This window comes from Streptosporangium sp. NPDC000563 (assembly GCF_040299985.1).
GTDB lineage: Bacteria > Actinomycetota > Actinomycetes > Streptosporangiales > Streptosporangiaceae > Streptosporangium.
Genome location: NZ_JBEPDA010000007.1, coordinates 11,980 through 37,257 on the forward strand (window position 1 = coordinate 11,980; position 25,278 = coordinate 37,257).

General features: G+C 70.9%; 18 protein-coding genes. 12 read left to right on the forward strand and 6 right to left on the reverse strand.

Annotation, left to right across the window (positions count from 1 at the left end):
• Positions 1-20: 20 nt before the first annotated feature.
• Complete coding sequence (locus ABT352_RS18810) at positions 21-2,177, reverse strand: glycosyl hydrolase family 65 domain-containing protein (protein ID WP_350946125.1); 2,157 nt, start codon at positions 2,175-2,177, stop codon at positions 21-23.
• A gap of 337 nt (positions 2,178-2,514) precedes the next feature.
• Between ABT352_RS18810 and ABT352_RS18815 the strand changes: the two genes are divergently transcribed.
• From ABT352_RS18815 to ABT352_RS18840, 6 genes are all read left to right on the forward strand, one after another.
• A complete protein-coding gene (locus tag ABT352_RS18815; protein ID WP_350946126.1) occupies positions 2,515-3,201 on the forward strand; it encodes a CBS domain-containing protein in 687 nt (228 codons plus the stop codon).
• Positions 3,202-3,321: 120 nt separating this feature from the next.
• Positions 3,322-4,395: a 4Fe-4S dicluster domain-containing protein gene (locus ABT352_RS18820; protein ID WP_350946127.1), complete on the forward strand. Its 1,074-nt coding sequence runs from the start codon at positions 3,322-3,324 to the stop codon at positions 4,393-4,395.
• A complete protein-coding gene (locus ABT352_RS18825; RefSeq protein WP_350946128.1) occupies positions 4,383-5,201 on the forward strand; it encodes an FAD/NAD(P)-binding protein in 819 nt (272 codons plus the stop codon). Before ABT352_RS18820 ends, ABT352_RS18825 begins: the two co-directional genes overlap by 13 nt.
• Positions 5,201-5,992 (forward strand): NADH-quinone oxidoreductase subunit B family protein, encoded by a 792-nt coding sequence (locus ABT352_RS18830; RefSeq protein WP_350946129.1) that lies wholly within the window; start codon positions 5,201-5,203, stop codon positions 5,990-5,992. Before ABT352_RS18825 ends, ABT352_RS18830 begins: the two co-directional genes overlap by 1 nt.
• A complete protein-coding gene (locus ABT352_RS18835; RefSeq protein ID WP_350946130.1) occupies positions 5,982-7,268 on the forward strand; it encodes a Ni/Fe hydrogenase subunit alpha in 1,287 nt (428 codons plus the stop codon). Before ABT352_RS18830 ends, ABT352_RS18835 begins: the two co-directional genes overlap by 11 nt.
• A 25-nt stretch (positions 7,269-7,293) precedes the next feature.
• Positions 7,294-7,848: a hydrogenase maturation protease gene (locus tag ABT352_RS18840; protein ID WP_350946131.1), complete on the forward strand. Its 555-nt coding sequence runs from the start codon at positions 7,294-7,296 to the stop codon at positions 7,846-7,848.
• Positions 7,849-7,854: 6 nt separating this feature from the next.
• Here ABT352_RS18840 and mgtA read toward each other — a convergent pair whose 3' ends face one another.
• From mgtA to ftsH, 3 genes are all read right to left on the reverse strand, one after another.
• Positions 7,855-10,551 carry a magnesium-translocating P-type ATPase gene (gene mgtA, locus ABT352_RS18845; protein ID WP_350946132.1) on the reverse strand — a complete coding sequence of 899 codons (2,697 nt, stop codon included), beginning with the start codon at positions 10,549-10,551 and terminating at the stop codon, positions 7,855-7,857.
• 146 nt (positions 10,552-10,697) lie between these two features.
• Positions 10,698-12,047, reverse strand: a complete 1,350-nt coding sequence (locus ABT352_RS18850; protein WP_350946133.1) for a phosphoribosyltransferase family protein — start codon at positions 12,045-12,047, stop codon at positions 10,698-10,700.
• A 132-nt stretch (positions 12,048-12,179) separates the two neighbouring features.
• Positions 12,180-14,087: an ATP-dependent zinc metalloprotease FtsH gene (gene ftsH / locus ABT352_RS18855; RefSeq protein ID WP_350946134.1), complete on the reverse strand. Its 1,908-nt coding sequence runs from the start codon at positions 14,085-14,087 to the stop codon at positions 12,180-12,182.
• 422 nt (positions 14,088-14,509) lie between these two features.
• Between ftsH and ABT352_RS18860 the strand changes: the two genes are divergently transcribed.
• The 5 genes from ABT352_RS18860 (at position 14,510) to ABT352_RS18880 (ending at position 21,483) form a co-directional block, all read left to right on the forward strand.
• Positions 14,510-16,003, forward strand: coding sequence for a bifunctional aminoglycoside phosphotransferase/ATP-binding protein (locus ABT352_RS18860; RefSeq protein WP_350946135.1), 1,494 nt, complete (start codon positions 14,510-14,512; stop codon positions 16,001-16,003).
• Positions 16,004-16,205: 202 nt separating this feature from the next.
• Positions 16,206-18,854, forward strand: coding sequence for a bifunctional acetate--CoA ligase family protein/GNAT family N-acetyltransferase (locus ABT352_RS18865; RefSeq protein ID WP_350946136.1), 2,649 nt, complete (start codon positions 16,206-16,208; stop codon positions 18,852-18,854).
• A gap of 247 nt (positions 18,855-19,101) precedes the next feature.
• Complete coding sequence (locus tag ABT352_RS18870) at positions 19,102-19,776, forward strand: pyridoxamine 5'-phosphate oxidase family protein (protein WP_350946137.1); 675 nt, start codon at positions 19,102-19,104, stop codon at positions 19,774-19,776.
• 135 nt (positions 19,777-19,911) lie between these two features.
• Positions 19,912-20,673 carry an HAD family hydrolase gene (locus tag ABT352_RS18875; protein ID WP_350946138.1) on the forward strand — a complete coding sequence of 254 codons (762 nt, stop codon included), beginning with the start codon at positions 19,912-19,914 and terminating at the stop codon, positions 20,671-20,673.
• Positions 20,674-20,814: 141 nt separating this feature from the next.
• Positions 20,815-21,483, forward strand: coding sequence for a CBS domain-containing protein (locus ABT352_RS18880; protein WP_350946139.1), 669 nt, complete (start codon positions 20,815-20,817; stop codon positions 21,481-21,483).
• Positions 21,484-21,508: 25 nt separating this feature from the next.
• Here ABT352_RS18880 and ABT352_RS18885 read toward each other — a convergent pair whose 3' ends face one another.
• Positions 21,509-23,209, reverse strand: coding sequence for a sensor histidine kinase (locus tag ABT352_RS18885; protein WP_350946140.1), 1,701 nt, complete (start codon positions 23,207-23,209; stop codon positions 21,509-21,511).
• A gap of 309 nt (positions 23,210-23,518) precedes the next feature.
• Between ABT352_RS18885 and ABT352_RS18890 the strand changes: the two genes are divergently transcribed.
• Positions 23,519-24,235 carry a CBS domain-containing protein gene (locus ABT352_RS18890; RefSeq protein WP_350946141.1) on the forward strand — a complete coding sequence of 239 codons (717 nt, stop codon included), beginning with the start codon at positions 23,519-23,521 and terminating at the stop codon, positions 24,233-24,235.
• A 105-nt stretch (positions 24,236-24,340) separates the two neighbouring features.
• Here ABT352_RS18890 and ABT352_RS18895 read toward each other — a convergent pair whose 3' ends face one another.
• A complete protein-coding gene (locus ABT352_RS18895) occupies positions 24,341-25,228 on the reverse strand; it encodes a universal stress protein (protein WP_350946142.1) in 888 nt (295 codons plus the stop codon).
• Positions 25,229-25,278: the final 50 nt, after the last annotated feature.

Genomic DNA, 25,278 nt, shown 5'->3' on the forward strand with positions numbered 1-25,278 from the left:
TCCTCTCCCTTTTCTCCGCGTCATCGGCCCAGCGGCAGGCGGGCGGAGCCGATCACCTCCCGCGGGTCGCCCGCGCCCAGCCGCACCCGCAGCGCCCCGTCGGTCCGCACGTCGACCGCCTCCGGGGTGATGTCCAGCCGCACCCGGCGGCCCAGGCACAGAAATCGCACGCCCAGGCTTCCCCACGACGCGGGAAGCCGGGGATCCACGCACAGGATCCCTCCGCGTACCCTCGCTCCCGCGAAGCCGGTGAGCAGCGCCTGCCACACACCCCCGAACGTGGCCATGTGCAGGCCGGTGGCCGTGGTCCCGGTGAGGTCGTCCAGATCCAGGACCAGCGCGGTGCGCAGCAGGTCGAGCGCCTCCTCCGGGCGGCCCGCTCTGGCCAGCAGGCAGGCGGTGATCGCCGGTGAGAGCGACGAGCCATGGGCGGTACGGGGACCGTAGAAGTCGAGGTTCGCCTCCAGCGAGCCCTCCTCGGCCTCCTCGGGCACCAGGTGGTGGAGCATGAGGACATCGGGCTGTTTGATGATCTGGGTGGCGGCGAGCCGTTCGTGACCGAGCAGCAGGTCGGCGGCGACCGGCGGGACGGCGATTCCCTCCATCGTGAGCGGCTCCAGCCGGAAATATCCAGCGAACTGCTCATATCTTCCCGAGGTGGGATCGTAGCCGTCCACCAGGCGGTCGGCGAGCGCGCGCCACCGGCGGCCCTCCTCGCAGTCCGGGGCGACGAGATCGGCCGCCTGCCGCAGGTTCCACCGGGCCATCACGTTGGTGAACGCGTTGTCCGTCACCGCCTCGTGGTACTCGTCCGGCCCGATCACCTCCCCGATGTGGGCCCGCCCCTCCCCGTCCACCCGGCAGCGCGACGCCCAGTAGCGGGCGGTCTCGATCACGAGAGGGCGCGCGGGTCCGGCCAGGAAGGCGCCGTCGCCGCTCCAGCGCGCGTAGTGGGCGGCGGCCCAGGCGACGTCGGCGGTGATGTGCTCCTCCATCCGCCCGGTGAGGATGGCGAGGGGCTCGCCGCCCAGACACCCTCGGGCGGGGGTCACCTCCTCTCCGGTGGCGGCGGACTCCCAGGGAAAGCGCGCGCCGGAAAGGCCCAGGGCCGCGGCGCGGGCCCGCGCCGCGGCCAGGCGGCGGATCCGGTAGACGACCATCGCCCTGGCCGCGGCCGGATGAACGCTCGCGAGGGCGGGCAGGACGAACACGTCGGCGTCCCAGAAGACATGACCGGCGTAGCCGCCACCGGACAGCCCTCGCGCGCCGACGGCCAGTTCCTCACCGCGCCCGGCGACGCTCCACAGGTGGAACAGCGCGAACCGGACGGCGAGCTGCGCCTGGGGATCATCGGGGATGCGGACGTCCACGGCCTCCCAGCGTGCCGCCCACGCCGCCCGCTGCTCGGCGAGCAGCCGGTCGAAGCCGAGCTCCCTGGCCGCCTCCAGCGCCGCGACGGCGTCGCGCGGCACCGGCCGGCGAGCGGGGTCGGCCGTGTAGGCGACGATCCGCTCCAGGGTGCGTACCTCGCCGTCGCGGCCCGTACGCTGCGTCGCCACGGCGGCCATGCCCGCGTGGTCGGCGGTGGCGCGCGACCAGGTGTGGCCGTCGAGCCGGCCCTCGGTGACCTGGCCCTCCGAGGGCGATCGCAGGGCGGGCCCCGCCCGCAGCCGCCCGGCGCCCGCCTCGGCGCGCATCGCCACCACCCCCGGCCGGCTCACGCACGCGAACCGCAGCGTCCGTACCGGACAGGTGTGGCCGATCTCCTCCCGGACCAGCACGCCGGCGCGCAGGTCGAGCACGCGCAGGTCCTCCTCGGGAGGCGGGCGCAGGACGAGCCCGGTCCACTGGGGACCCGGCAGCAGGTGCTGCCCCGATCCGGTCCCGGTGTAGATCCCCTCGGCGAGCACCAGCGGAACCGATCCGGGGGCGTCCTCCTCCACCGATCCCCGGGTGGCGAAACCTCCGGCGCCGAGGGTGAAGAGCGTCTCGGTCACCCGGTGCCGCGACGGATCGGTGCCCGTCTCGCGGATCGTCCACGCAGGATCGTCGTCCACCCGGGGAACCCGCCCGTCGCGAGCCCCGTGCGGCACCCCGTGCGGCATCTCGGTGGCGCACCGGTCGAACGCCACCGCCTCGAAGGTACGATCACGCCGTCGGCGGTCCGGGTCGTCCATCGGCCCCCATATCGCCTCGCGCCGGCGCCGGGAGCGGCGACGGCGGCCCCCACAGGTTCTCGTGGCCCCCGCTGTCGCGGCAGAGCCTTCCGCCCCGGCCGGAAAGGACTTTCGTCCCGGCAAGGCTCGCTGTCGGCGGGTGTCCGACCCTCTCCCCGGGTTTCCTGGGGAGAGACCTCAGGTCTCAGGCCCCTGGCCAGGCGTCCCACCGGTGACTCGGGCCGTCCGGCCACGCCGTGAAGGACTTTCGGCTCTGCTCACGAGCCCCAGGCACTCCATAACGTGGAAATTTAGAAATATGCGGGGGTTTGTCATGAAAATGACTGTTCAGGATGTCATGAGCACCGGAGTCACCACGGTGCGGGAGAACACCGCGTTCCGCGAGGTCGCCGAGATCCTCATCGCCACCGACGTCGGCGGGGTACCGGTGGTGGACGAGGACGACCGCGTACTCGGCGTCGTCTCCGAGGCCGACCTGCTGCGCAAGGAGGAGTTCAAACAGCGTTACCACTGCGAGCACTACCGGCCGCCGCTTCGCGCGTGGCTGCGTCACCGGATGAGCGGCGAGAGCGGCCTGCGGAGGAAGGCCGCGGGTGAGACCGCCGGCGAGCTGATGAGCCGCCCCGCCGTCGTCATCACCGCCGACTCCCCCGTGCTGCTCGCCGCTCGCGTGATGGACCTGCACGGGGTGAGACGACTGCCGGTCGTACGCGCCGACGGCAGGCTGGCCGGCATCGTCAGCCGCCGGGACCTGATCAAGGTCTTCGTCCGCAGCGACGACGAGATCGGGCGCCGCATCCGCGAGGACCTCGTCGTCCACGAGCTGGGCATGGATCCCACGGGCGTCGGGATCGAGGTCCGAGGCGGCCTCGTGCGGCTCTCCGGCCAGGTGGACGAGCACAGCCAGGCCGTCACCCTCGCGCAGAAGGCACGAAACCTCGACGGGGTCGTCAAGGTGACCGACGAGCTCACCTGGCGCCAGGACGACGTCGTACCACTCTCGATCATCTGGGGCGGGGCCTGACCGCGCCATCCGCCGATCGCGAGGTTCGCGAACCGGCGCCTCACCGTACGGCGATTCCCGCCAGGGCGTGGAGCCCTCGTACGGCAGCATGACAACAGCGGGGACCGGGGGGAACGGCTCATGAGCACCGTTGTGACAGATTCGCTGGAAGCACTCATCGCCGAGCTGCGCTCGCGCGGCTTCACCGTGGTCGGTCCCACGGCACGGGACGGAGCCATCCGGTTCGCCGAACTCTCCTGCGCCGCGCAGCTGCCCGCCGGGCGCGGCGACGAGCAGCGCCCCGGCCACTACCGGCTCACCGAGCGGGACGACGAGCTGGTGTTCGCTTTCGCCGCGAGCCCCGACTCGGCCAAACGCTACACCCAGCCGCCCCGGCAGAGACTGTCCCGGACGTACGGCGAGACGATGGAGGAGATCGAGGAACCGGCGCCCCGGATCGCCCTGCTGGGCGTACGCTCCTGTGACCTGGCCGCGATAGCGGTCCAGGACCGGGTCTTCCTCGGCGGCAGGCACCCCGATCCGGCCTACCGCAGGCGTCGTGAGGCGCTGTTCCTGGTCGCGGTGAACTGCGCGGTGCCCGGCGGCACCTGTTTCTGCGTCTCCATGGGCACCGGCCCGAAGGCCACCGGCGGGTTCGACCTGGCGCTCACCGAGCTGAGCGGCCCGCACCGGTTCCTGGTCGAGACGGGAAGCGAGCAGGGCTCGCAGATCGCCGCGGCGCTTCCGCACCGGCCCTGCACCGACGACGACCTCGCCGCCGCGGCGGAGGTCTCACGGCTGGCCGCCACCCGGATGGGCCGGCAGGTGGACACCACGGACATCCAGCAGCGCCTGGCCGCGGCCCACGACTCCCCGCGCTGGGCCGAGGTCGCCTCCCGCTGCCTGGCCTGCACCAACTGCACGATGGCCTGCCCCACCTGCTTCTGCACCACGGTCGAGGACTCCACCGACCTCACCGGCACCGTCGCGGAGCGGACGGAACTGTGGGACTCCTGCTTCACCCTGGACTTCTCCGAGGTCGGCGGATCCCCCGTACGCGCCTCGGGACCGGCCCGCTACCGGCAGTGGCTGACGCACAAGTTCTCCACCTGGTACGACCAGTTCGGCATGTCCGGTTGCGTGGGCTGCGGCAGGTGCATCACCTGGTGCCCGACCGGTATCGACGTCACCGAGGAGCTGGGATGCATCCTATGACGCCGGTGCCCTACCGCGTCCGGTCGCGCCGCCCGGACCGGGCCGACACGGTGACCCTGACGCTGAGGCCGGTCCAGGGCGACTGCCTGCCGTTCCTGCCCGGCCAGTTCACCATGCTGTACGCCCCCGGGGTCGGGGAGATACCGATCTCGATCAGCGGCCGCGCCCGCTCCGGCGGATACGTGCAGACGATCCGCGCGGTGGGCGCGGTCAGCGCGGCGCTGTGCCGGATGCGCCCCGGTGACGTCGTGGGGGTCCGCGGCCCGTACGGCACGTCGTGGGACCTGCCGGCGGCGGCCGGGCTGGACGTGGTCGTGGCGGCCGGCGGCCTCGGCCTCGCCCCGCTGAGACCGGTGGTCCGCGAGCTGGCCGCCCACGCCTCCCGGTACGGGCGGGTCAGCCTGATCGTCGGCACCCGCACCCCCGCGACCCTGATGTATCCCGGTGAGCTGGCCCGCTGGCGGGACGAGCACGGCATCGACGTCAAGATCATCGTGGATCATCCCGACCACGCCTGGAAGGGGCCGGTGGGACTGGTCACCCGGCTGATCGACCGGATCGTCTTCGAGCCTCGCCGCACCTTCGCCTTCGTGTGCGGCCCCGAACTCATGATGCGCGAGACCGCGGATCGGCTGGTACGGCGGGGGGTGCCCGCCGGGCGGGTGGCGTTGTCGGTGGAGCGCGACATGAAGTGCGGGGTCGGCCGCTGCGGTCACTGCCAGCTCGGCCCGCTGCTCACCTGCCTGGACGGTCCCGTACTGAGCTACGAGCGGGCGGCCGGGCTGCTCGCGGTGCCGGAGCTGTGATGGCCGGGCCCGCGCCCCGGCGCCCGCGGCTGGCGGTGTGGAAGTTCGCCTCCTGCGACGGCTGCCAGCTCACCTTGCTGGACTGCGAGGACGAGTTGCTCTCGGTCGCCGCCGAGCTGGACATCGCCTACTTCCTGGAGGCCTCGAGCGCGATCGGGCGCGGACCGTACGACCTGTCGCTCGTCGAGGGGTCGATCACCACCCCGGACGATCTTCGCCGTATCCGGCACGTACGCCGCGTCTCCAAGCGCCTGGTGACGATCGGCGCCTGCGCGACGGCGGGAGGCATCCAGGCGTTGCGCGACTTCGCCGACGTCGAGGAGTTCCTCTCCGTCGTCTACGCCCGGCCCGACTACATCGCCACCCTGGAGCGTTCCACCGCGATCTCCGCCCACGTGCCGGTGGACTTCGAACTGCGCGGCTGCCCCATCGACAAGCGGCAGCTGCTGGAGGTCATCTCGGCGTTCCTGGCCGGGCGCCGCCCCTTCGTGCCCGGCCACAGCGTCTGCGTCGAGTGCAAGGCCCGGGGCAACGTCTGCGTCCTGGTCGCCCACGGCACCCCCTGCCTGGGTCCGGTCACCCAGGCAGGTTGCGGAGCGCTCTGCCCGGCGTTCAACCGGGGCTGTTACGGCTGCTTCGGCCCGATGGAGAGCCCCAACGCCCGGGCGCTCAACGCGCGGCTGCGAGAGCTCGGCATGAGCACCCCCGAGCTGGTGCGCGTCTACCGGACGTTCAACGCCACCGAGGAACCGTTCCTTCAGGCAGCCGAGGAGGCCGTCGATGACGCATAGGTCGCTCAGGATCAGCGGGCTGGCCCGGGTGGAAGGCGAGGGCTCGCTGCTGGTGCGCGCCCGCGACGGCCGCGTCACCGACGTGGAGCTGAACATCTACGAGCCGCCCCGCTTCTTCGAGGCCCTGCTGCGCGGAAGGGCGCACACCGAACCTCCCGACATCACCGCCCGCATCTGCGGCATCTGCCCGGTGGCCTACCAGATGAGCGCCTGCCAGGCGATCGAGGCGGCCTGCGGGGCGGAGGTGGCCGGGCCGCTGCGGGACCTGCGGCTGCTGATGTACTACGGCGAGTGGATCGAGTCGCACACCCTGCACATCTACCTGCTGCACGCCCCCGACTTCCTCGGCTACGACAGCGGGGTGGCGATGGCGGCCGACCACCGCCACGCCGTGGAGCGGGGGCTCGCGCTGAAGAAGACCGGCAACGAACTGGTCGCCGCCCTCGGGGGCCGGGCCATCCACCCGGTCAACGTGCGGGTGGGCGGCTTCTACCGGGTGCCCGCCCGCGCCGAGCTCGCACCGCTCGCCGAACGGCTGCGCCGGGCCCGTGACGCGGCGCTGGAGACGGTGGGCTGGGTGGCCGGCTTCGACTTTCCCGACGTGGAACACGACTACCGCTTCCTGGCCCTGCGCCATCCGGCCGAGTACGCCATCCTGTCCGGCTCGGTCGCGGTGAGCGACGGCACCGAGTTCGCGGCGGCCGACTGGCCCGCCCACGTCGTGGAGGAACAGGTGCCGCACTCCACCGCCCTGCACGCGCGGCTCGACGGAGAGGCCGGCTACCTGGTGGGCGCCCTGGCCCGATACGCCCTCAACGCCCACCTGCTCTCCCCCCTGGCCCGCTCGGCCGCCTCCGACGCCGGGCTCGGCCCCGTCTGCCGCAACCCTTTCCGCAGCATCGTGGTCCGCGCGGTGGAGGTCCTGCACGCCTGCGAGGAGGCGCTGCGGATCATCGAGGACTACACCGAGCCGGACGCGCCGGCCGTCGCGGTCGAACCACGCCCGGGGGTCGGCGGCGGCGTCTCCGAGGCCCCGCGCGGCACGCTCTACCACCGCTACCGGATCGACGGCGCCGGGTTGATCACCGAGGCCGACATCGTGCCTCCGACCTCGCAGAACCAGGCCCGCATCGAGATGGATCTGCGTCATCTCATCGAGCCCCGCCTCGGCCTGCCACAGCAGGAGTTGTCGGCGCTGTGTGAGCGCGCGGTACGCAACCACGACCCGTGCATCTCCTGCTCGACCCACTTCCTGCGCCTGCACCTGGACCGGTGAGGCCGGTCCGCACCCGGGAGGACCCATGCGCGACCGCGTCGCCGCCACCGGCACCGGCACCGGCACCGATCCCGACGCCGATGTCGTCATCGTCGGGATCGGCAACGAGTTCCGGGGAGACGACGCCGCGGGGCTGTTGACGGCCCGGCTGCTGCGCGGCACGCTCCCGGCGCGGGTCACCGTGCTGGAGAACGCGGGCGACCCCGCCGAGCTGATCGAGGCGTGGACCGGCGCCCGGCTCGCGATCGTGATCGACACGGTGGTCTCCGGCGCGCCCCCGGGCACGACCGGCCGCCGTGCCCTCCTCGGCTCCGCGCCGCGCGCCCGAGGCGACCGCTGGACGCCGCCCGTCGTCCGGCACGGCAGTTCACACGCCCTGGGCATCGCCGACGCGCTCGCGCTCGGCCGTGTCCTCGGCCGCCTGCCTCGGGAGCTCGTGCTCCACACCGTCGAGGGCGCCGACTTCGGGCTCGGCGCCCCGGTGACGCCCGCCGTCGGGCTCGCCGTCGAACGGCTCGCCGAGACAGTGGCCAAGACGGTGGTCGAGCTCGTCCGCTCGGAGCCGGCACGGCCCCGTTGAACCGGATCACGGATGTTTCACGGACTCGGCGGACGCGACGGGCTCCGGGGTGCTGAACCGGCTCGCTCGGCGGTGGACGCGGTGACCGGGAGGGCGCGGGCGGGTGGGAGGTGCGGCGGGCACGGTGCGGTAGAACCACTGTTTGCCGAACTCGATGAGAACCAGATAGACGATCACCATGGCGGCCAGCGCGAGGAAGAACAGGGCGGGCAGGGGCTGGAAGCCGAGCGCGCCGGCGAACGGGGTGGACGGCAGCAGGGCACCGACACCGACGACGCCGAGGGCTGCCAGCAGCAGGGGCAGGCTGGGATGGCTGCGCAGGAACGGGACGCGGCGGGTACGGATGGCGAAGATCACCAAGGTCTGGGTGGCGAGGGACTCGACGAACCAGCCGCTGCGAAACAGCGGCGGCCCGGCGTGGAAGACCCCCAGCATGATGACGAAGGTCGCGACGTCGAACAGGGAACTGATCGGGCCGAAGAACAGCATGAAACGGCGGATCAGCCGGACGTTCCAGTGGGAGGGGCGGGCCAGCTGCTCGGGGTCGGCGTTGTCGGTGGGGATCGCGAGCTGGCTGCTGTCGTACAGGAGGTTGTTGAGCAGGATCTGCGAGGGCAGCATCGGCAGGAAGCCCAGCGCCAGCGAGGCGCCGGCGGCGCTGAACATGTTGCCGAAGTTGCTGGAGGTGCCCATCAGGACGTATTTCATGGTGTTGGCGAAGATCCGGCGCCCCTGCACGACACCGTCGGCCAGGATGGCGAGATCCTTTTCCAGCAGGATCACGTCGGCGGCGTCCTTGGCGACGTCGGTGGCCGAGTCGACCGAGATGCCCACGTCGGCGGCGTGCAGGGCGACGGCGTCGTTGACGCCGTCGCCGAGGAAGGCCACGTCCAGGCCGCTGCCGCGCTGCAGGCGCACGATGCGGGCCTTGTGTTCCGGGCTAACGCGGGCGAACACGGTGGTCCGGCCGATCAGCTCGGCCAGCCGGGGGTCGTCCGCGGCCTCGACGTCGGCTCCGGTGAGCACCCGCGCCGCGGGCAGGCCGAGGTCGGCGCAGAGTTTCGCGGCCACGGCGGGGTTGTCGCCGGTGAGGACCTTGACGGTGACGCCGAGTTCGGCCAGGCGGCGCAGCGCCTCGCGGGCGCCGTCCTTGGGCGGGTCGAGGAACACCAGCAGGCCGCGGAAGACCAGATCGCGCTCGTCGGCAGCCGTGATCGTGGCGGCGCCGGAGACCTCCGAGGCGGTCACGTCCGCAGTGGTCACGTCTCGGGTGGCGACGGCGACCACCCGGTTACCCGCGGCGAACTCGGCCTCCAGGGCCGCGGACGCCCGGGCGGGGACGTCGGCGCACCGGGCCAGGACGGCCTCCGGCGCGCCTTTGCTGATGATCAGGCGGTGGCCGTCGTCACGTTCGACCAGGACCGAGACCATCCGCCGCTCGTGGTCGAAGGGCAGCAGGGCGAGGCGCCGGTAGCGGCCCAGCCGCCCGTGCAGGGCGGCGGCGTCGGGTGAGTCCCACAGGGCGAGGTCCAGCGCGTTGCCGCCCACCGCCCGCTCCCGCCCGGCGCCCGGATCGACGGTGGCCTCGCCGCACAGCAGGCCGAGCTCCAGCGGTTCCCGCGCGGCCTGCCCGTCCGCGTCCAGGGCTCGCGTGAAGGTGATGCGGCCCTCGGTGAGGGTTCCCGTCTTGTCGGTGAAGAGCACCTCGACGTTGCCCAGGTCCTCGATGCACACCAGGCGCTTGACGAGCACCTTGTGCCGGGCGAGCCGCCGGCTGCCGGCGGCCAGACTGGTCGAGACGACGGCCGGGAGCAGTTGCGGGGAGATGCCCACCGCGATGGCGAGGGAGAACAGCAGTGCGTCGAAGATCGGCCGATGCAGGATCACGTTGACGATGAAGATCGTGGTGGTGAGCACGGCGGCGATGCGCACCAGCAGCAGGGAGAAGCGGCGCAGCCCGGTCTGGAACTCGGTCTCGGGGTGGCGTTCACCGAGCGCGAGCGCGATCCTGCCGAACTCGGCGCGGCCGCCGGTGGCCACCACGACGCCGGCGCCCAGGCCCCCGTGCACGACGGTGCCCATCAGCGCGCCACAGGTCAGATCCGCCAGGGCCGTACCCGCGGCGACCGGCTCGGTCGCCTTGGCCACCGGCAGCGACTCCCCCGTCAGCGCCGACTCCTCGCACTCCAGGTCGCTCACCGACAGCAGTCGCAGGTCGGCCGGCACGATCTCGCCCAGCCGCAGTTCGACGACGTCGCCGGGAACCAACGCGGTCACCGCCACCGTGCCGGGGCGGCCGTCGCGCCAGACCACGCAGCGATGCTCGATCTGGGAGTGCAGGGCCTCGGCGGCCCTCTCCGCGCGGTACTCGTTGACGAAGCCCAGCCCGACCGAGGCCGTGAGGATCACCCCGATGATCAGCGCGTCCTTCGGCTCGCCGAGAAAGGCGGAGGCGAGCGCGGTCACCGCCAGCAGGATCAGCAGCGGTGAGCGCAGCTGGCGGGCCAGCACCACCGGCCACCGTGCCCGGTGCGAGCGCACGGCGTTGGGTCCCAGCGCCGCCAGCCGATCGCGCGCCCGCTCCGTCGTCAGTCCCTCGCGCCCGCTGCCCAGCCGGGCCAGCACCTCCTCGGCCGGCAGCGCCGCCGCGTCGGCGACGTCCAGCCGGGCCGTGCCGCCCAGGCGGGCCGTCGCAACCATCATCGGCTCCCTAATACCTCGCGCCCTGGTCCTGTTCAGATCCTGGGCGCTCGCGCCGCCGCCGCGTTAGAGGCCAAGGTCCCTCAGGCATCCGGGCCGGGGCACGCCGAGCGGCACGGCTCGCCCCGGCGAGGTGGCTGCGACGACTCTCAGCTCACCGCTGGTCCGAAGTGGCGGGCGAACCACTCCTGCGCCAGAGCCGCGACGCTCTCGAGCGTTCCAGGCTCTTCGAACAGGTGACCGGCACCGGGGACGATCCTGAGCAGGTTCTCGCAACGCAACCGTTCCTGTGCCGCCCTGTTGAGGTCGATCACCGCCTCGTCGCGGCCTCCCACGATCAGCAGGGTCGCCGCCCGCACCGCGGGAAGTCGCGGACCGGCCAGATCGGGCCGCCCACCCCGGGAGACGACGGCGGCGACCTCGCAGCCCGGCTCCGCCGCCGCCCACAGCGCGGCCGCGGCTCCGGTGCTCGCCCCGAAATAACCGATCGGGACGCCCGCCACCTCAGGCCGATCCCCCAGCCAGCCGGTGACCCGGACGAGTCTTTCCGCCAGCAACCCGATGTCGAACACGTTGCCCCGGTCGAACTCCTCCTCGGGTGTGAGCAGGTCGAACAGCAGCGTCGCCAGGCCCGCCCGGTTGAACGTCGAGGCCACGTACCGGTTGCGCGGGCTGTGGCGGCTGCTGCCGCTGCCGTGCACGAACACGACCACCCCCGCGCTGCTCTCGGGAACGACGAGCCTGCCGGGCAGCCGGACCTCGCCGGCGTCCACCCAGACCTCCTCGGCGGGGCCGGGAGGATCGTCTCCCCGTGCGTGCTCCTCACCCCTGCCGCCCCAGGCTTCGGCCTGCCGCAGCAACTCGATCACCTCCTCGTCGCTGCCCTGGGAGAAATCGAGGTACCAGGCACCGATCGCGTAGAAGGCGTGCGGTGTTCGCAGGCAGACCACCTCGTCGGCGACCTCACGCAGGCTCTCGATCGTTCCCGGCGCTCCGACCGGAACCGCCAGCACCACTCGGGAGGCCCCGCGCGCCCGAGCCACCTGGCAGGCGGCACGAGCCGTTCCGCCGGTGGCGACACCGTCGTCCACCACGATCACCGTACGGCCCGTCAGATCCAGCGGGGCGCGCTCACCGCGCAGGTGGCGCCCGCGGCGCAGGAGCTCCTCGCGCTCCCGCTCCTCCACCGCGGCCATCTCCTCCTCGGTCAGGTTCGCGCGCCACACGATGTCGCGATCGACGACGCGTACCCCGCCCTCCCCGAGGGCACCGAACCCGACCTCCGGCTGGAACGGCACCCCGAGCTTGCGGACGATGATCACATCCAGCGGAGCGCCGAGGGCCTTGGCCACCTCGAACGCCACCGGCACTCCCCCTCTGGGCAACCCCACGACGACTGTGTTTCCGGCGTTCCCGGCGTTCCCGGCGTTCTTGACGTCGACGAGCCCGCGCAGTCGCTCGGCCAGCCGCATCCCCGCCTCATGGCGATCGACGAACACCCCGTCCACCTCGCAATCTGCGACACCACGCCCCCGTTCACCGGCGTCGATGGAAAAATCACGTCGGCGGTAGGGCCGAAGGTCCCGATTCACCTCCCCGTATGCGGGAAACGTCCCCCTCTCAGACAGTGATCAGACGGTGACGTCGTCGGCGGCGTTCAGGTCCGGATGCGCCTGCCGCTCGTCGCGCAGCACGCCGCCGACGACGTCACCGTCGACCGTCTCCTTCTCGACCAGGATCGCGGCGAGCCGGTCCAGGGCGCCACGGTGCACTCTCAGCAGGTCGACCGCGCGTTTCTCGGCCTCGCGGATCAGGCGGGCGACCTCCTCGTCGATGACCTGCTGCGTCCGCTCCGAGTACGGCCTGCGCTGGAGCTCCTCACCGTCCTCGCCGAGGAACTGAGGGCCCGCGGGAGAGTAGCCGACCGGACCGAGCGCGGGTGACAGGCCGAAGTCGCGCACCATGCGGGTGGCGATCTGCGTGGCGGCCGCGAGATCGTTGGCGGCGCCGGTGGAGCCCTCACCGAAGACGACCAGTTCCGCGGCCCGGCCGCCCAGCCGCACGGTGAGCAGGTCGGTGAGGTAGGTCTCGCTGTAGAGATGCCGTTCGGCCTCGGGCAGTTGCTCGGTGACGCCGAGTGTCAGACCGGCGGGCAGGATGGTCACCTTCGCGACCGGGTCGGCCTGCTCGCACAGCGTGGCGAGCAGGGCGTGCCCGGACTCGTGCACGGCCACCGAGTGGCGTTCCTGGGGAAGCAGCGCGTTGGTCGTCTCCCGCCGTCCCAGCAGCACCCGCTCGCGTGCCGCGTCGAGGTCCCTGGCGTTGATGGTCGTGCGGCCGGCCCTGACCGCGTTGATCGCGGCCTCGTTGACGAGGTTGGCCAGGTCGGCGCCGGAGAATCCCGGCGTGGCACGGGCGATCACGCCGAGGTCGACGTCCGGGGCCAGATGCTTGCCGGCCGCGTGAACGGCCAGTATCGCCGCGCGTTCGACCTGGTTGGGCAGCGGGACGGTGACCTGCCGGTCGAAACGGCCGGGACGCAGCAGAGCGGGGTCAAGGGTCTCCGGCCGGTTCGTCGCGGCCAGGACGACGATCCCGCTGCTCTGGTCGAAGCCGTCCATCTCCGCCAGCAGCTGGTTGAGCGTCTGCTCGCGTTCGTCGTTGCCGGCGATCGCCCTGCCACGCCGGCCGCCGATGGCGTCGATCTCGTCGATGAAGACGATCGAGGGGGCGCGTTTACGCGCCTCGTCGAAGAGGTCGCGGACTCGTGAGGCGCCCACGCCGACGAACATCTCCACGAACGCCGAGCCGGTGACCGACAGGAACGGCACGGCCGCCTCTCCGGCCACCGCCCGGGCGATGAGCGTCTTGCCCGTTCCCGGAGGACCGACCATGATCACTCCCCGGGGTGGTTTCGCGCCCGCGGCCGCGTACCGATCGGGGGCGCGCAGGAATTCCACCATCTCGCTGATCTCCTGCTTGACGCCGTCGTAGCCGGCGATGTCGCCGAACCGGGTCGCCGGCCGCTGGGCCTCGATGATCTTCGCCTTCGACCGGCCGAAACCTCCCATCCCACCGGCCATGGACTGCTGCGCCTTTCTTCCCATCCAGCCGAACAGGGCGATGAGCAGCACCAGCGGCAGAAAGCCGACCAGGAGCGAGATCAGGGAGTTCTCCGCCCGCGTCGCGGTGATCTGGACGTGATTGGAGCGAAGCTGGTCCTCCAGCCGGGTGGCGTTGAGCGCGGTGGGGATCTGGCTGGTGAAGGTGGCGCCGTTGTTCAGCGTGCCCGACACCGCGCCCTGATCGTCGATCGTCACCGCCTTGACCTGTCCCGTGCTCACCTTGGCGACGAAATCGCTGTAGGGGTACGACGCGCTCGACGGCCCGGTGAACAGCAGGGGCACCAGCAGCCACAGCGCGACGATCAGCATGCCGATCGTCGGCAGCCAGCGCCGCCAGCCGGTGGGCGGCGGAGACGACGAAGGGGGCGTCGGCGGCGGCTCGTTCGGCGGTCCGGGCTTCGCCTTACCGGTCATATGCCGACTGTGCCGACCGTGCGGCCGGATTCGCGTGATCACCACCTGGCCTCCCCGATGCGCCCCTCACCTGCCAGTTTTCAGCCACCCGGCAGGAACCGTGCAGGGTCTAAAGACCCGAAATCAGGACATAAATCCTTTTTTGAGTAGGTCGGAGGACGGTGAGCGACAAGCACATCCGGCCCGCCCACACCGTGTTTCCCCGCATCCCCCTGCGCCTCTGCACCCGTTGATGCCTTTCACTGTCTCCCCATGCCGCCCCGGCCGATCGTCGGCGACCGCGTCACAGGTCGCGACCAGGGGAAGGACTGGGAGATGGGGAGTCCGCCCACCCGCCCGAGATCACCTCAACGGCGGGTCCGGCCGTTCAACCGGGGTTTCGGTCATCCGAGGGGTGGAGCTGAGCGTGGAAGGCGTTGCCGATGGGATCGTGGGCGCAGATCAAGGAGACGCACATCGCCGTCGTGCTCCTGCTCGGAGATCGTGTTTTCAAGCTCAAGAAGCCGGTGGACCTCGGCTTCCTGGACTTCACCACCCGTGAGGCCCGGCGGGCCGCCTGCCTGCGGGAGGTGGAACTCAACCGGCGGCTCGCCCCGGACGTCTACGAGGGGGTCGCCGACGTACTGGGCCCGGACGGAGAGGTCTGCGATCATCTCGTCGTGATGCGGCGCATGCCCGAGGAACGCCGCCTCGCCGTCATGGTCCGCCTGGGCCAACCGGTCGAGGAGCCCCTGCGAAGCATCGCGCGGATGATCGCGAGCATGCACGCCCGATCCCCCCACAGCCCGCGCATCGACCGGAGCGGGGAGAGACAGGCACTGCGGTCCCGCTGGAACGCGAGCTTCGACCAGATCCGCGCGCTTCCCGACGCGGTTCTCGACCCCGAGATCGTCACGGAGATCGAACGGCTCACGCTGCGTTTCCTCGACGGCCGCGACCCCCTGCTCACCGCCCGCGTCGAGGAGGGCCGCATCGTGGACGGCCACGGCGACCTGCTCGCGGAAGACATCTTCTGCCTGCACGACGGGCCGAGGATCCTGGACTGCCTGGAGTTCGACGAACGACTCCGCTTTCTCGACGGCCTTGACGACGTGGCCTTCCTCGCCATGGACCTGGAACGGCTCGGGGCACCTCGCCTGGCCGGGACCTTCCTGCACCACTACATCGAGTTCACCGCCGATCCCGCCCCGCCCTCGCTCTGGCACCACTACGTCGCCTACCGAGCCTTCGTCCGCGCCAAGGTCGCCTGCCTGCGGCAACGGCAGGAGGACCCCGGCTCGGCGCGAGAGGCCCGGCAACTCGCCGAGCTCACACTTCGCCACCTGCGGGCGGGGGCGATCTCCCTGGTCCTCGTCGGCGGAGGTCCGGGAACCGGCAAGTCGACCCTGGCCGCCGCCCTCGCCGACCGCCTCGGACACACGCTGCTGAACAGCGACCGCGTTCGCAAGGAACTCGCCGGCATCGCGCCGGAACAACCGGCGGCGGCCCCCTTCGGCGAGGGCATCTACGATCGCCGGCGCACCGAGCGCACCTATGACGAGTTGCTGTTTCGAGCCGAGAAGCTGCTCCAGCAGGGCGAGCCGGTCATCCTCGACGCCTCCTGGATCGACGCAGAGCACCGGACGGCGGCCGAGCACCTCGCCCGGCGCACCTTCAGCGACCTCGTGGCGCTACGCTGCACCGCCCCTCCACAGATCACCGCCGAGCGGCTCGCCCGGCGAACCGGCGGGGTGTCCGACGCCGATCAGGCGATCGCCGCGACCATGGCGGCGAGGACGGCGCCCTGGCCGGAGGCGACCGAGATCGACACCGGCACGACCGTGGAACAGGCACTTGAGCGGGCCTTGGCCGCGATCCATCCTCCCTCGGCCGTCGTCGCCCGGCGGTTCCGGCGCCCCCGGATGGAACCCGGCTGAGGACGCCGTAAAAGAGCCGTGGAAGAAGGGTCCCGAATGGATCGGTATCCGTCTCCCGGCCCCGTCACCGGGCACCGTCCCGGAGCCCGGTGACGGTGATTTCGACAGTGATTTCGCCGGTGACCCCGCGGGTGACCTTCGGCCGGGCGATGGGGCCGAAGGACCCCTGACAGGCGGCGGAACACCGGGAAAGGCTTGCTTCATGTCGATCCTGGACGAATGTGACGCACTCCTTCGAACCGGGGAGATCGCCCACATCAGACCGCTGCGCGACACGGACGGCGCGGCCCTGCACGCCCTGGTGGACCACACCTCGGAGAAGTCGGCCTACCTGCGGTTCTTCGCCGGAGGTCGCGCCACGGCCCACCTGTACATGGACCGGCTGACCGGCTCCGGCTACCGCGGGCACGCCCAGGTCGCCCTCCTTTCCGGGCGGCTCGTCGCGGTCGCGGAGTACATCCCCGACGAGAGACGGCACAGCGCCGACGTGGCCGTCCTCATCGACGACCACGTCCACGGCCGTGGTCTGGGCACCCTTCTGCTGGAACACCTCGCGCTCGACGCCGCGGCCCGGGGGGTGGGCGAACTGGTGGCCGACGTGCTCACCGGAAACGGGACGATGCTGAAGGTTCTCTCCGACCTCGGTCTCACCACGACACGCGAGTTCACCGGCGACGAGATACGCGTCCGGATCGACCTGCGCCCCACGGACGCGCTCACGGCCGCGATCGAGCGGCGCGACCACGAGGCGGAGCGCGCCTCGCTGAGGCGAGTGCTGTCTCCCCGCTCGGTCGCCGTCGTGGGGGCGAGCCGCGAGCCGGACCGGGTGGGGCATCGGCTGCTGGGAAACCTGCTCGACGGCGGATTTCCCGGCCCGGTCTACCCGGTGAATCCGAAGGCGACTCACATCCTCGGCCTCCCCGCCCATCCCGACCTGTCCTCGATCGGCGAGCCGGTCGATCTGGTCGTCGTGGCCACGCCCGCGAACGCGGTCCTGGACGTCGCACGCCAGTGCGCCGGCCACGGTGTGGCCGGGCTCGTCGTGGTCAGCGCCGGCTTCGCGGAGACCGGCCCGCAGGGAGCGGAGCGCCAGGCCGAACTGCTGCGCATCTGCCGTACCGGAGGGATGCGGCTGATCGGCCCCAACTGCCTCGGAATCGTGAGCACCGGCGCCGCCCTCAACGCCAGTTTCCTGCCCCACCCTCCGCTGCCGGGCGCCGTCGCGCTGATGTCGCAGTCCGGAGCGGTGGCCGCCGGGCTCGTCGCCCGGGCCACCACGCTCGACATCGGGATCTCCTCCTTCGTCTCGGTCGGCAACAAGGCCGACGTCAGCGGCAACGACCTGCTGGAGTACTGGGAGGACGACCCCCAGACCACGGTCATCGCCCTGTACCTTGAGTCCTTCGGCAACCCGCGGAAGTTCGGCAGGATCGCCCGCCGGGTGGGACGGCACAAGCCGATCGTCGCGATCAAGAGCGGCCGCAGCACCTCGGGGGACCGGGCCGTACGCTCGCACACCGCCGCCGCCGCGACCCCCGACGTCGCCGTCGACGCCCTGTTGCGCGCCGCCGGAGTCATTCGCGTCGACGGCATGCAGGAGTTGCTGGACACCGCACGGCTGCTGGCCACCCAGCCGCTGCCCGCCGGAGACCGGGTGGCGATCGTCGGCAACTCCGGCGGGCCACAGGCGCTCGCCGCCGACGCCTGTGAACGTCACGGCCTTCTCGTACCGGAACTGTCGCCCGGCACCCAGCGACGGATGCGCTCCGGGTTGCGCCCGGCCGCCGCCGTCGCCAACCCGGTCGACCTGACGGCCGACGGGCAGGCCGAGGAGCTGGAGTTCGCCGCCTTGGCCGCGCTGGAAGACCCGGAGGTCGACACCGTGCTGATCGTCTACACCCCGCCGTTCGGTTCGGGTACCGAACGCACCTGTGAGGCGATCGCGCGGGTAGCGAGCTCGGCGAACAAGACCGTCGTCGCCTGCGTGGTCGGCCGTGACGGGACGACCGGCCCGGTGCCCGTGTACGCCTTTCCCGAGCAGGCCGTGCAGGCGGTGAGCCGGGCCGTGGCCTACAGGCGGTGGCGCTCACGTCCGGTCCTGCCCTTCGTCCCTCCTGCGGGGACGGACATCCAGGCGGCACGGGAACTCGTCGAGGAAGACCTGTCGCACCATCCCCAGGGCCGCTGGCTCGACCCGGTGACGGCCGCCCGGCTTCTCGGCTGCTACGGGGTCGCCGTGGCGGAGTTCATCGAGGCGGACACCCCCGAAGAGGCCGCCCGTGCCGCCGCCCACCTCGGATTCCCCGTCGCGCTGAAGGCGACGGGACCGGTGCACAAGAGCGACGTCGGCGGCGTCCGGCTCGGGCTGCGCACCTCGGCGGAGGTTCGCGGCGCCTACCGGGCGATGAAGGACACGGTCGGCCGGGAGATGACCGGCGCGATCGTCCAGCCGATGGCACCCGACGGCGTGGAGATCATCGTCGGCGCGGTCCGCCACCCCTCCTTCGGTCCTCTGGTCATGGTCGGCATGGGAGGCGTGAGCGCCGAACTGCTCACCGACCGCGCCTTCCGCAGTCCCCCGCTGAGCGGCCAGGACGCCGCGGAAATGATCCGGGAGCTGCACTGCGCCCCCCTTCTGTTCGGCTACCGGGGGCGCCCGGTGGCCGACACCGCCACCTTGGAGGATCACATCGTCAGGGTGGCGAAACTCGCAGAAGATCTTCCCCAGATCGCCGAGCTGGACCTGAACCCGATCGTCGCCGGTCCCGCCGACGCCGTCGTGGTGGACGTGCGGATCCGGCTGGCCCCGGCCTCACCCGTCCCCTCCCCTCTGCGCCGCCGGCTCCGCTGACGAACCGGCACGCGACCGGCATGCGACCGGCAAGGTCACCTGGCCATGGCGCACGGGACTTTCGGCCCTGTTACCGCCCCTGCCCGCGCCATAGCGTTCCCAGTGAAGAGATTCCCCGAAGGCCGGCCGCCAGAGCCCGGCGTCGCATCCGACGTGGCCGTCCTACGGGGGGAGGTTCGAAAAACACCGCGACGGCATGAAAAGCCCGTCTCCGCGGACGACACCCACCTTGAAAGGGGAAAACCCCATGGCTGAACGCCTCGCCGCTCCCGGTGACCTCGGCCGCCGGATCACCCGACGACGTGAAAGCCTCGGCCTCGACCGGGAAGAACTGGCGAAGCGCGCCGACATCAACCCCTCCTACCTCGCCTACGTGGAGCAGAGGGCGGCCGCCCCCGCCATCGAGACCATCGAGCGCCTGGCCTCCGCCCTGGACACCAGCACCGCCGAACTCCTGGGAGGGACCGTCGACCAGCCCCCCGGGCAGGGAAGAGCCGCACTCCACCCCGAGCTGAAGCACCTGGACGCGAAGGAGTGCCTGCGGCTCATCTCCCCCGGCGGGGTCGGCCGGCTGGCCTTCGACGACCTCGGCGGCCCGACGATCCTGCCGGTCAACTACGTCCTGCACGAAAACTGCGTGATCTTCCGTACCGCCTTCGGCGGCCCGCTCGACGAGAGCCTGAGAACCGGCGTGAAGGGGGTCGAGTTCAAAGTCGCCTTCGAGGTCGATCGGATCGACGACGCCAACCGCGAGGGCTGGAGCGTCCTCATCCGAGGCGGTGTCCATCATGTCTCCACCGCCGAGGAGCAGGCGGCCGTGATGACCCTGGGCGTCCACCCCTGGGCCGGCGGCGACCGCGAGCTCTACGTCAAGATCACTCCTTCCGAGATCACCGGCCGCCGCATCCTGCACGGCCCGTGATCCACACCGGTGTGGCCGCCCGGACGGTCGTCCGCGCTTCCGGGGAAGATCACCGGCCTGCGGAGGCGGCAGGGCCGATCAGTCCTGACTGCGAGATCGGGCAGCCGTCGTGCCCGGCAAGAAAGGAAGCGCTCCATGACGCCTCCCGCAGTGGTGGACCTCGAAGAGATCGCCGCGATGATCTTCGACACCGACGGGGTCGTCACCGACACGGCCACCGTGCACGCCGCCGCGTGGAAACAGGTCTTCGACGCCTTCCTGGGCGAGCACGCCGAACGGTCCGGCGAGCCGTTCCGGCCGTTCGACACCGATGAGGACTATCTGTCCCACGTCGACGGCAAATCCCGGCTGGACGGGGTGAACGACTTTCTGCACTCCCGAAACATCACCATCGATCCCGACACGGCGGCGGATCTCGCCGCCGCGAAAGACGCCTCCTTCCTGGCCGAACTCGACACCCACGGCGTGACCCCCTTCCGCTCGACCCTTGAACTCGTTCGCGAACTGCGACGCGAAAAAGTACTCACCGCCGCCGTCTCCGCGAGCCGCAACTGCGCACGGGTGCTCGACGCCGCGCACGCCACCGGCCTGTTCGACGTCCTGGTCGACGGCGTGACCGCCGCCCGGCTCGGACTCGCGAGCAAACCCGATCCCGCGCTGTTCCTGTACGCGGCCCGGCGACTGGGAGTGGCCCCGAGCCGGGCAGCCGTCGTGGAGGACTCCCTGGCCGGTGTGCGAGCCGGCAGGCGAGGCCGCTTCAAACTCGTCATCGGCGTCGACCGGCACACCCGGGGACAGGCCCTGCGCGCCGCCGGAGCCGACCTGGTCGTCACCGACCTGGCCGAACTACGACTGAAACCGCCCCCTGATCGCTCAGGCGCCCCGCACCCCCCTTAGAGCCGACGGTCCCGGCTCATAGGGTCCTTGGACCCTGGAAAACGCCGCGAGCACGACCGATGCTGCCCCTATGGACGAGTCACGGCCGGTGGGCGCGGAAGTGACCAGGCCGGCCCATGTCACCACCTGTTCGGAGGCGAGATGCACCACCTCACCGTCAAGGACGTGATGACCCACAAGGTGATCTCGGTCGGTGAGAACACCGGTTTCAAGGACATCGCGCAAACGCTTCTCACCCACACGGTGAGCGCCCTACCGGTGGTGGACGACGACGGCCACGTGGTGGGGATCGTCTCCGAGGCCGACCTGCTCCGCGGAAAGGAACCCCAGGACACACACTCCGGCGAGCCCACTCCGCCCAAACGGCAGACCTGCGCGAACCGCACCGGAGGCGAGGTCGCCAGGGAGCTGATGCGCGTCCCCGCGATCACGATCTCGAAGGACGCCCCGGTGGCGGACGCCGGCCGGCTCATGAGTGAGAACGACGTCAAACGGCTCCCGGTGATCGACGGACAGGGCCGCCTGGCGGGCATCGTCAGCCGATGCGACCTGCTGAGGGCGTTCATCCGCTCCGACCACGACATCGAACGCGAGGTCCGCCTGGACGTCCTGACACGCTCGTTGTGGATGGACACCTCCCTCGTCCAGGTCACCGTCAAGGACGGCGTGGTGACACTGAGCGGACGAATGACCCTGCGCGGGGACACCAGGATCGCCCTGGACATGACCCGCCAGATCGACGGAGTCATCGACGTGATCGACGAACTCGCCTGGGACCGGGACAACACCCGCACCGGGGAACGGCTGTGAAACCCGCCCTCACGACCGCCCGCACCTAACCTAATGGAACGCTCCACACCAACCGGGTGCCACCCTCCGGCGAGCAGCCGACGACGAAGGACCCGCCCAGCCGCTCGGCCCGCTCCCGCAGATCACGCAGCCCATCGTGCCCGCCGTCCGCGGACACGGCGACCCCGTTGTCGACCACGGTCAGGACGAGCCGCTCCTGACCGGCGTCCACCGATATGTCGACCTTCGAGGCCTCGGCATGACGCACCACATCGGACAACGCCTCACGCAACGCGGCCAGCAGGTCCTCGGCCACCGGCTCCGGCACCGCACCGTCCAGCCTCCCCTCCATCTCCAGGCCCGGCATGAAACCCAGTTGACCGCGCACCCCCTCCACCAGGGCCACGATCCCCGCACGCAACCCGGAATCGCCCTCCTGAGGGAAGGCACGCAAGGCGAAAATGGTGGAACGGATCTGCCGAATCGTGCCGTCGAGCTCGTCGATGGAGCCGCGCAGCCGCGACGAGACCTCCGGCCGCTCGATCAGCGGCACCGTGCTCATCAAGGTCAGGGCCACGGCGAACAACCGCTGGATCACCACATCGTGCAGGTCCTTGGCGATCCGGTCGCGATCCTCCAGCAGACTCAGCCGCTCGGCGTCCATCCGGCTCTCGGCCAGCTTCAGGGCGATCGCGGCCTGCCCCGCGAAAGAGTGCAGGGTGCGCAGCTCATCCCTGCTGAACGGGAGACGCCCCGAACGCTTACCCAGCGACAACACCCCCCGCACACCTCCCGACGCCCCGATCGGCACCGCGGCCACCGGGCCGAGCGAGATGTATTCGGCGATCACGATCGGGATCTTCACCTCACCCGGATCGGTCACCATGAGCGGCTCACCGGTGACGAAAGCACGACCGGCCAGAGAATCGGCGACCAACGCCTCGGCATGGGCCACCTGCTCACAGGCCTCCCCCTCGGCGATCAACGTACGCAGAATCCGGCCACTCTCATCAGGCAGCAGAACAGCCACGACATCGGCCCCCGCCATCTCCCGCGCCCGCCGCGCGATCAGCCCGAGCACCTCGCGCGGCTCCGCCCCCGACAGCAGACTGGTGGTCACCTCCGCCGACGCCTGCAACCACATCTCCCTGCGCCGCGTCTCCTCATACAGACGAGCGTTCTCGATCGCCACCCCCGCGGCGGTCGCCAACGCCGTCACGATCGCCTCGTCCTCCTCGTCGAACTCCCCCCCACCACGCTTCTCGGTCAGATAGAGATTGCCGAACACCTCCTCACGCACCCGCACCGGCACCCCCAGAAACGACCCCATCGGCGGATGACCGGGCGGAAACCCACAGGAGGCGGGATGGTCGGAGATGTGGGCCAGCCGCAGAACCTGCGGCTCCTTGATCAGCAACCCGAGCAGACCCAGCCCGTGCGGCCAGTGCTCGATCCGCGCGATCTCCTCCTCACTCAACCCCACCGGAACGAACTGAACGAGCGTGCTGTGCTCACCGGCCACACCCAACGCCCCATAGGTGGCGTCCACCAGCGCGGTGGCGGCCTCCACGATCCTGCGCAGCACCGTCTCCAGATCCAGGTCGCCACCCACCGCGACCACCGCCTCGAGCAGCGCGTGCACCCGGTCACGGGTCGCCAGCACCGCCTCCAGACGCACCCGCAACTCCGCCAAGAGCTCGTCCAGGCGCATGTGCGTGATCAACGCACCCGGCTCGATCTTCGCCATACCCCAAGTTTCGCACCCGGGCACGCGGACACCCGCCCGCCAAGGAGGCCGTATCCACTCTTCCGGCCATCGTTTACCTCCCGATGACGAACACCTGACCGACGAGACACGACCTCGCCGACCGGCTCGGGGAGCCCTGCCACCCGGTGGCCGAAAGACCTCCACATCGAGGACCTGTGGCCTCTGCCGGGACGCCCCCGCCGGCAGTGAGATGGAGATCCGGGAACCCGGCGGGCAGCGGCGAGCCACCCTCGATCCGTGCGGGGCCGCCACACCCACGAAGGACCCGCGTCCAGAAGGAGGTCGCCGATGTACGCCACGGTCAAAGACGTCATGACCACGAAGGTGACGTCGGTCAGGGGTGACGCCCCGTTCAAGGACGTCGCCGAGGCGCTCATCACCCACACGGTGAGCGCGCTCCCCGTCGTCGACGACGAAGGGCACGTCATCGGCATCGTCTCCGAAGAGGACCTCCTCCACAAGGAAGGCTTCAAGGAGCGCTACTACCGCGAGGACTACCATCCGCCGCTACGCATCCGGCTACTCCACCGCCTGGGTCAGAAGGGCGGCGGTGTCGCCGCGGGCCGCGTCAAAGCCCGCGGCGACACCGCCGCCGACCTGATGACCACCCCCGCGATCACGGTCCAGCAGCACGCCTCCGTCGTGTCCGCCATACGCCTCATGATCGAACACGGCGTCAAAAGACTGCCGGTGGTGGATGCCGACGGATCGCTCCAGGGCATCGTCAGCCGCCACGACCTGCTCAAGATCTTCGTCCGCGATGACGCCGACATCGCCCGCGAGGTGGAGGAGAACATTCTCGGACACTCCCTGTGGGCCGCCCCCAACACCGCCACCGCCACCGTCGCACACGGCGTCGTCACCCTGAGCGGCCACATGCACCGGCGCGAGGACGCCCGGCTCGCGGTACGGATAACCCAGCGGGTGAACGGAGTCGTCGACGTGATCGACAACCTGAAGTGGGACGTCGACGACGTCCCAGCCCGGACAAGACACCGAAGGTAAAGAATTCACCTCCCCCGGGTTCTTCAGCCCCTCGACCGTGATCCAGGCGGCTTCGAAGACCCGAGGCCTTCACCCCATCGGCCCCTCCGAATGCCCGAAGAGACCTCAGAGGTCACCGGAGGTGTCGAAGCCCGCCCGAGCGGGCTCACTCCGCGGCGGACTCTCCCAGCCCACGGGAACGACCGCCACGGGACAGAAGCCGTGCTGAAGAACCGACCTGGAGGTCGAGCCGAGCCTGCCGTGATCACGTGCCCCGCCGACCACCACCAGACTCGCCTCCCTGGACACGTCCTCCAGCAGGTCCTTCGCGGACGTCGCGGCGAAACAGGCACGGACCGACACCCCGGGGTAGGCGATCCGCCATGGCCCCAGCCGCTCCAGCATGCCGTCCTCCGCCGCGTGCATCGCGACCCGCGTGTCGTGCACCAACGGCTGCAGGCGCCCGGCATGCACCGCCGTCAGCTTCAACCGCCTGAGGGCGGCCTCACGAAAAGCGAACTCGATCACCCCGTCAGAGGTGTCCCCGCTCATCCCCAGAACCACGGCACCGCGCTTCGCCGGCACCGGAAGCGGACCGGGCCCCCGCACCACGATCACCGGACAACCCGCATGAGCCGCCACATACCCAGCTACCGACCCCAGAACGGTCCTCGCCAGGGTGCCCATGCCCCGAGAACCCACGACGATCATCGCCGCTCGCTCCGACAGCTCGACCAGCCGTTCGGCGGCCGCGCCCTCATACAGATCCGTCGCGACATCGGTCAGCGTGCTACACGCGCGAGCACAGTCGGCCCCGTGATACAGCACATGCTCGGCGGCGTTGCGCAGATGAAGCCTGGCATCCTCATCGGCCTCCCCATACGGCCACCGCCACGTGTGAACCACCTTCAGCGGCAACCCCCCGAGCTCGGCCTCGTCCATCGCCCACTCCAGGGCCTGCATGGAGAAGTCAGAGCCGTCATAGCCGACGACAACCTCACGAATATCGCTCATCGCCCTCACCTCCCTCTCCATGCTCACCAGGACACCCGCCGAAGAGCAGG

Bases quoted from the DNA above. Each gene is read 5' to 3' on its own strand.
- ftsH (WP_350946134.1), bottom strand. From the start codon at position 14,087: ATGACCGGTAAGGCGAAGCCCGGACCGCCGAACGAGCCGCCGCCGACG.
- ABT352_RS18815 (WP_350946126.1), top strand. From the start codon at position 2,515: ATGAGCACCGGAGTCACCACGGTGCGGGAGAACACCGCGTTCCGCGAG.
- ABT352_RS18890 (WP_350946141.1), top strand. From the start codon at position 23,519: ATGTACGCCACGGTCAAAGACGTCATGACCACGAAGGTGACGTCGGTC.
- ABT352_RS18875 (WP_350946138.1), top strand. From the start codon at position 19,912: ATGACGCCTCCCGCAGTGGTGGACCTCGAAGAGATCGCCGCGATGATC.
- ABT352_RS18880 (WP_350946139.1), top strand. From the start codon at position 20,815: ATGCACCACCTCACCGTCAAGGACGTGATGACCCACAAGGTGATCTCG.
- ABT352_RS18835 (WP_350946130.1), top strand. From the start codon at position 5,982: ATGACGCATAGGTCGCTCAGGATCAGCGGGCTGGCCCGGGTGGAAGGC.
- ABT352_RS18840 (WP_350946131.1), top strand. From the start codon at position 7,294: ATGCGCGACCGCGTCGCCGCCACCGGCACCGGCACCGGCACCGATCCC.
- ABT352_RS18825 (WP_350946128.1), top strand. From the start codon at position 4,383: ATGCATCCTATGACGCCGGTGCCCTACCGCGTCCGGTCGCGCCGCCCG.
- mgtA (WP_350946132.1), bottom strand. From the start codon at position 10,551: ATGATGGTTGCGACGGCCCGCCTGGGCGGCACGGCCCGGCTGGACGTC.
- ABT352_RS18860 (WP_350946135.1), top strand. From the start codon at position 14,510: ATGGGATCGTGGGCGCAGATCAAGGAGACGCACATCGCCGTCGTGCTC.
- ABT352_RS18820 (WP_350946127.1), top strand. From the start codon at position 3,322: ATGAGCACCGTTGTGACAGATTCGCTGGAAGCACTCATCGCCGAGCTG.
- ABT352_RS18810 (WP_350946125.1), bottom strand. From the start codon at position 2,177: ATGGACGACCCGGACCGCCGACGGCGTGATCGTACCTTCGAGGCGGTG.
- ABT352_RS18870 (WP_350946137.1), top strand. From the start codon at position 19,102: ATGGCTGAACGCCTCGCCGCTCCCGGTGACCTCGGCCGCCGGATCACC.
- ABT352_RS18830 (WP_350946129.1), top strand. From the start codon at position 5,201: ATGGCCGGGCCCGCGCCCCGGCGCCCGCGGCTGGCGGTGTGGAAGTTC.
- ABT352_RS18895 (WP_350946142.1), bottom strand. From the start codon at position 25,228: ATGAGCGATATTCGTGAGGTTGTCGTCGGCTATGACGGCTCTGACTTC.
- ABT352_RS18865 (WP_350946136.1), top strand. From the start codon at position 16,206: ATGTCGATCCTGGACGAATGTGACGCACTCCTTCGAACCGGGGAGATC.
- ABT352_RS18885 (WP_350946140.1), bottom strand. From the start codon at position 23,209: ATGGCGAAGATCGAGCCGGGTGCGTTGATCACGCACATGCGCCTGGAC.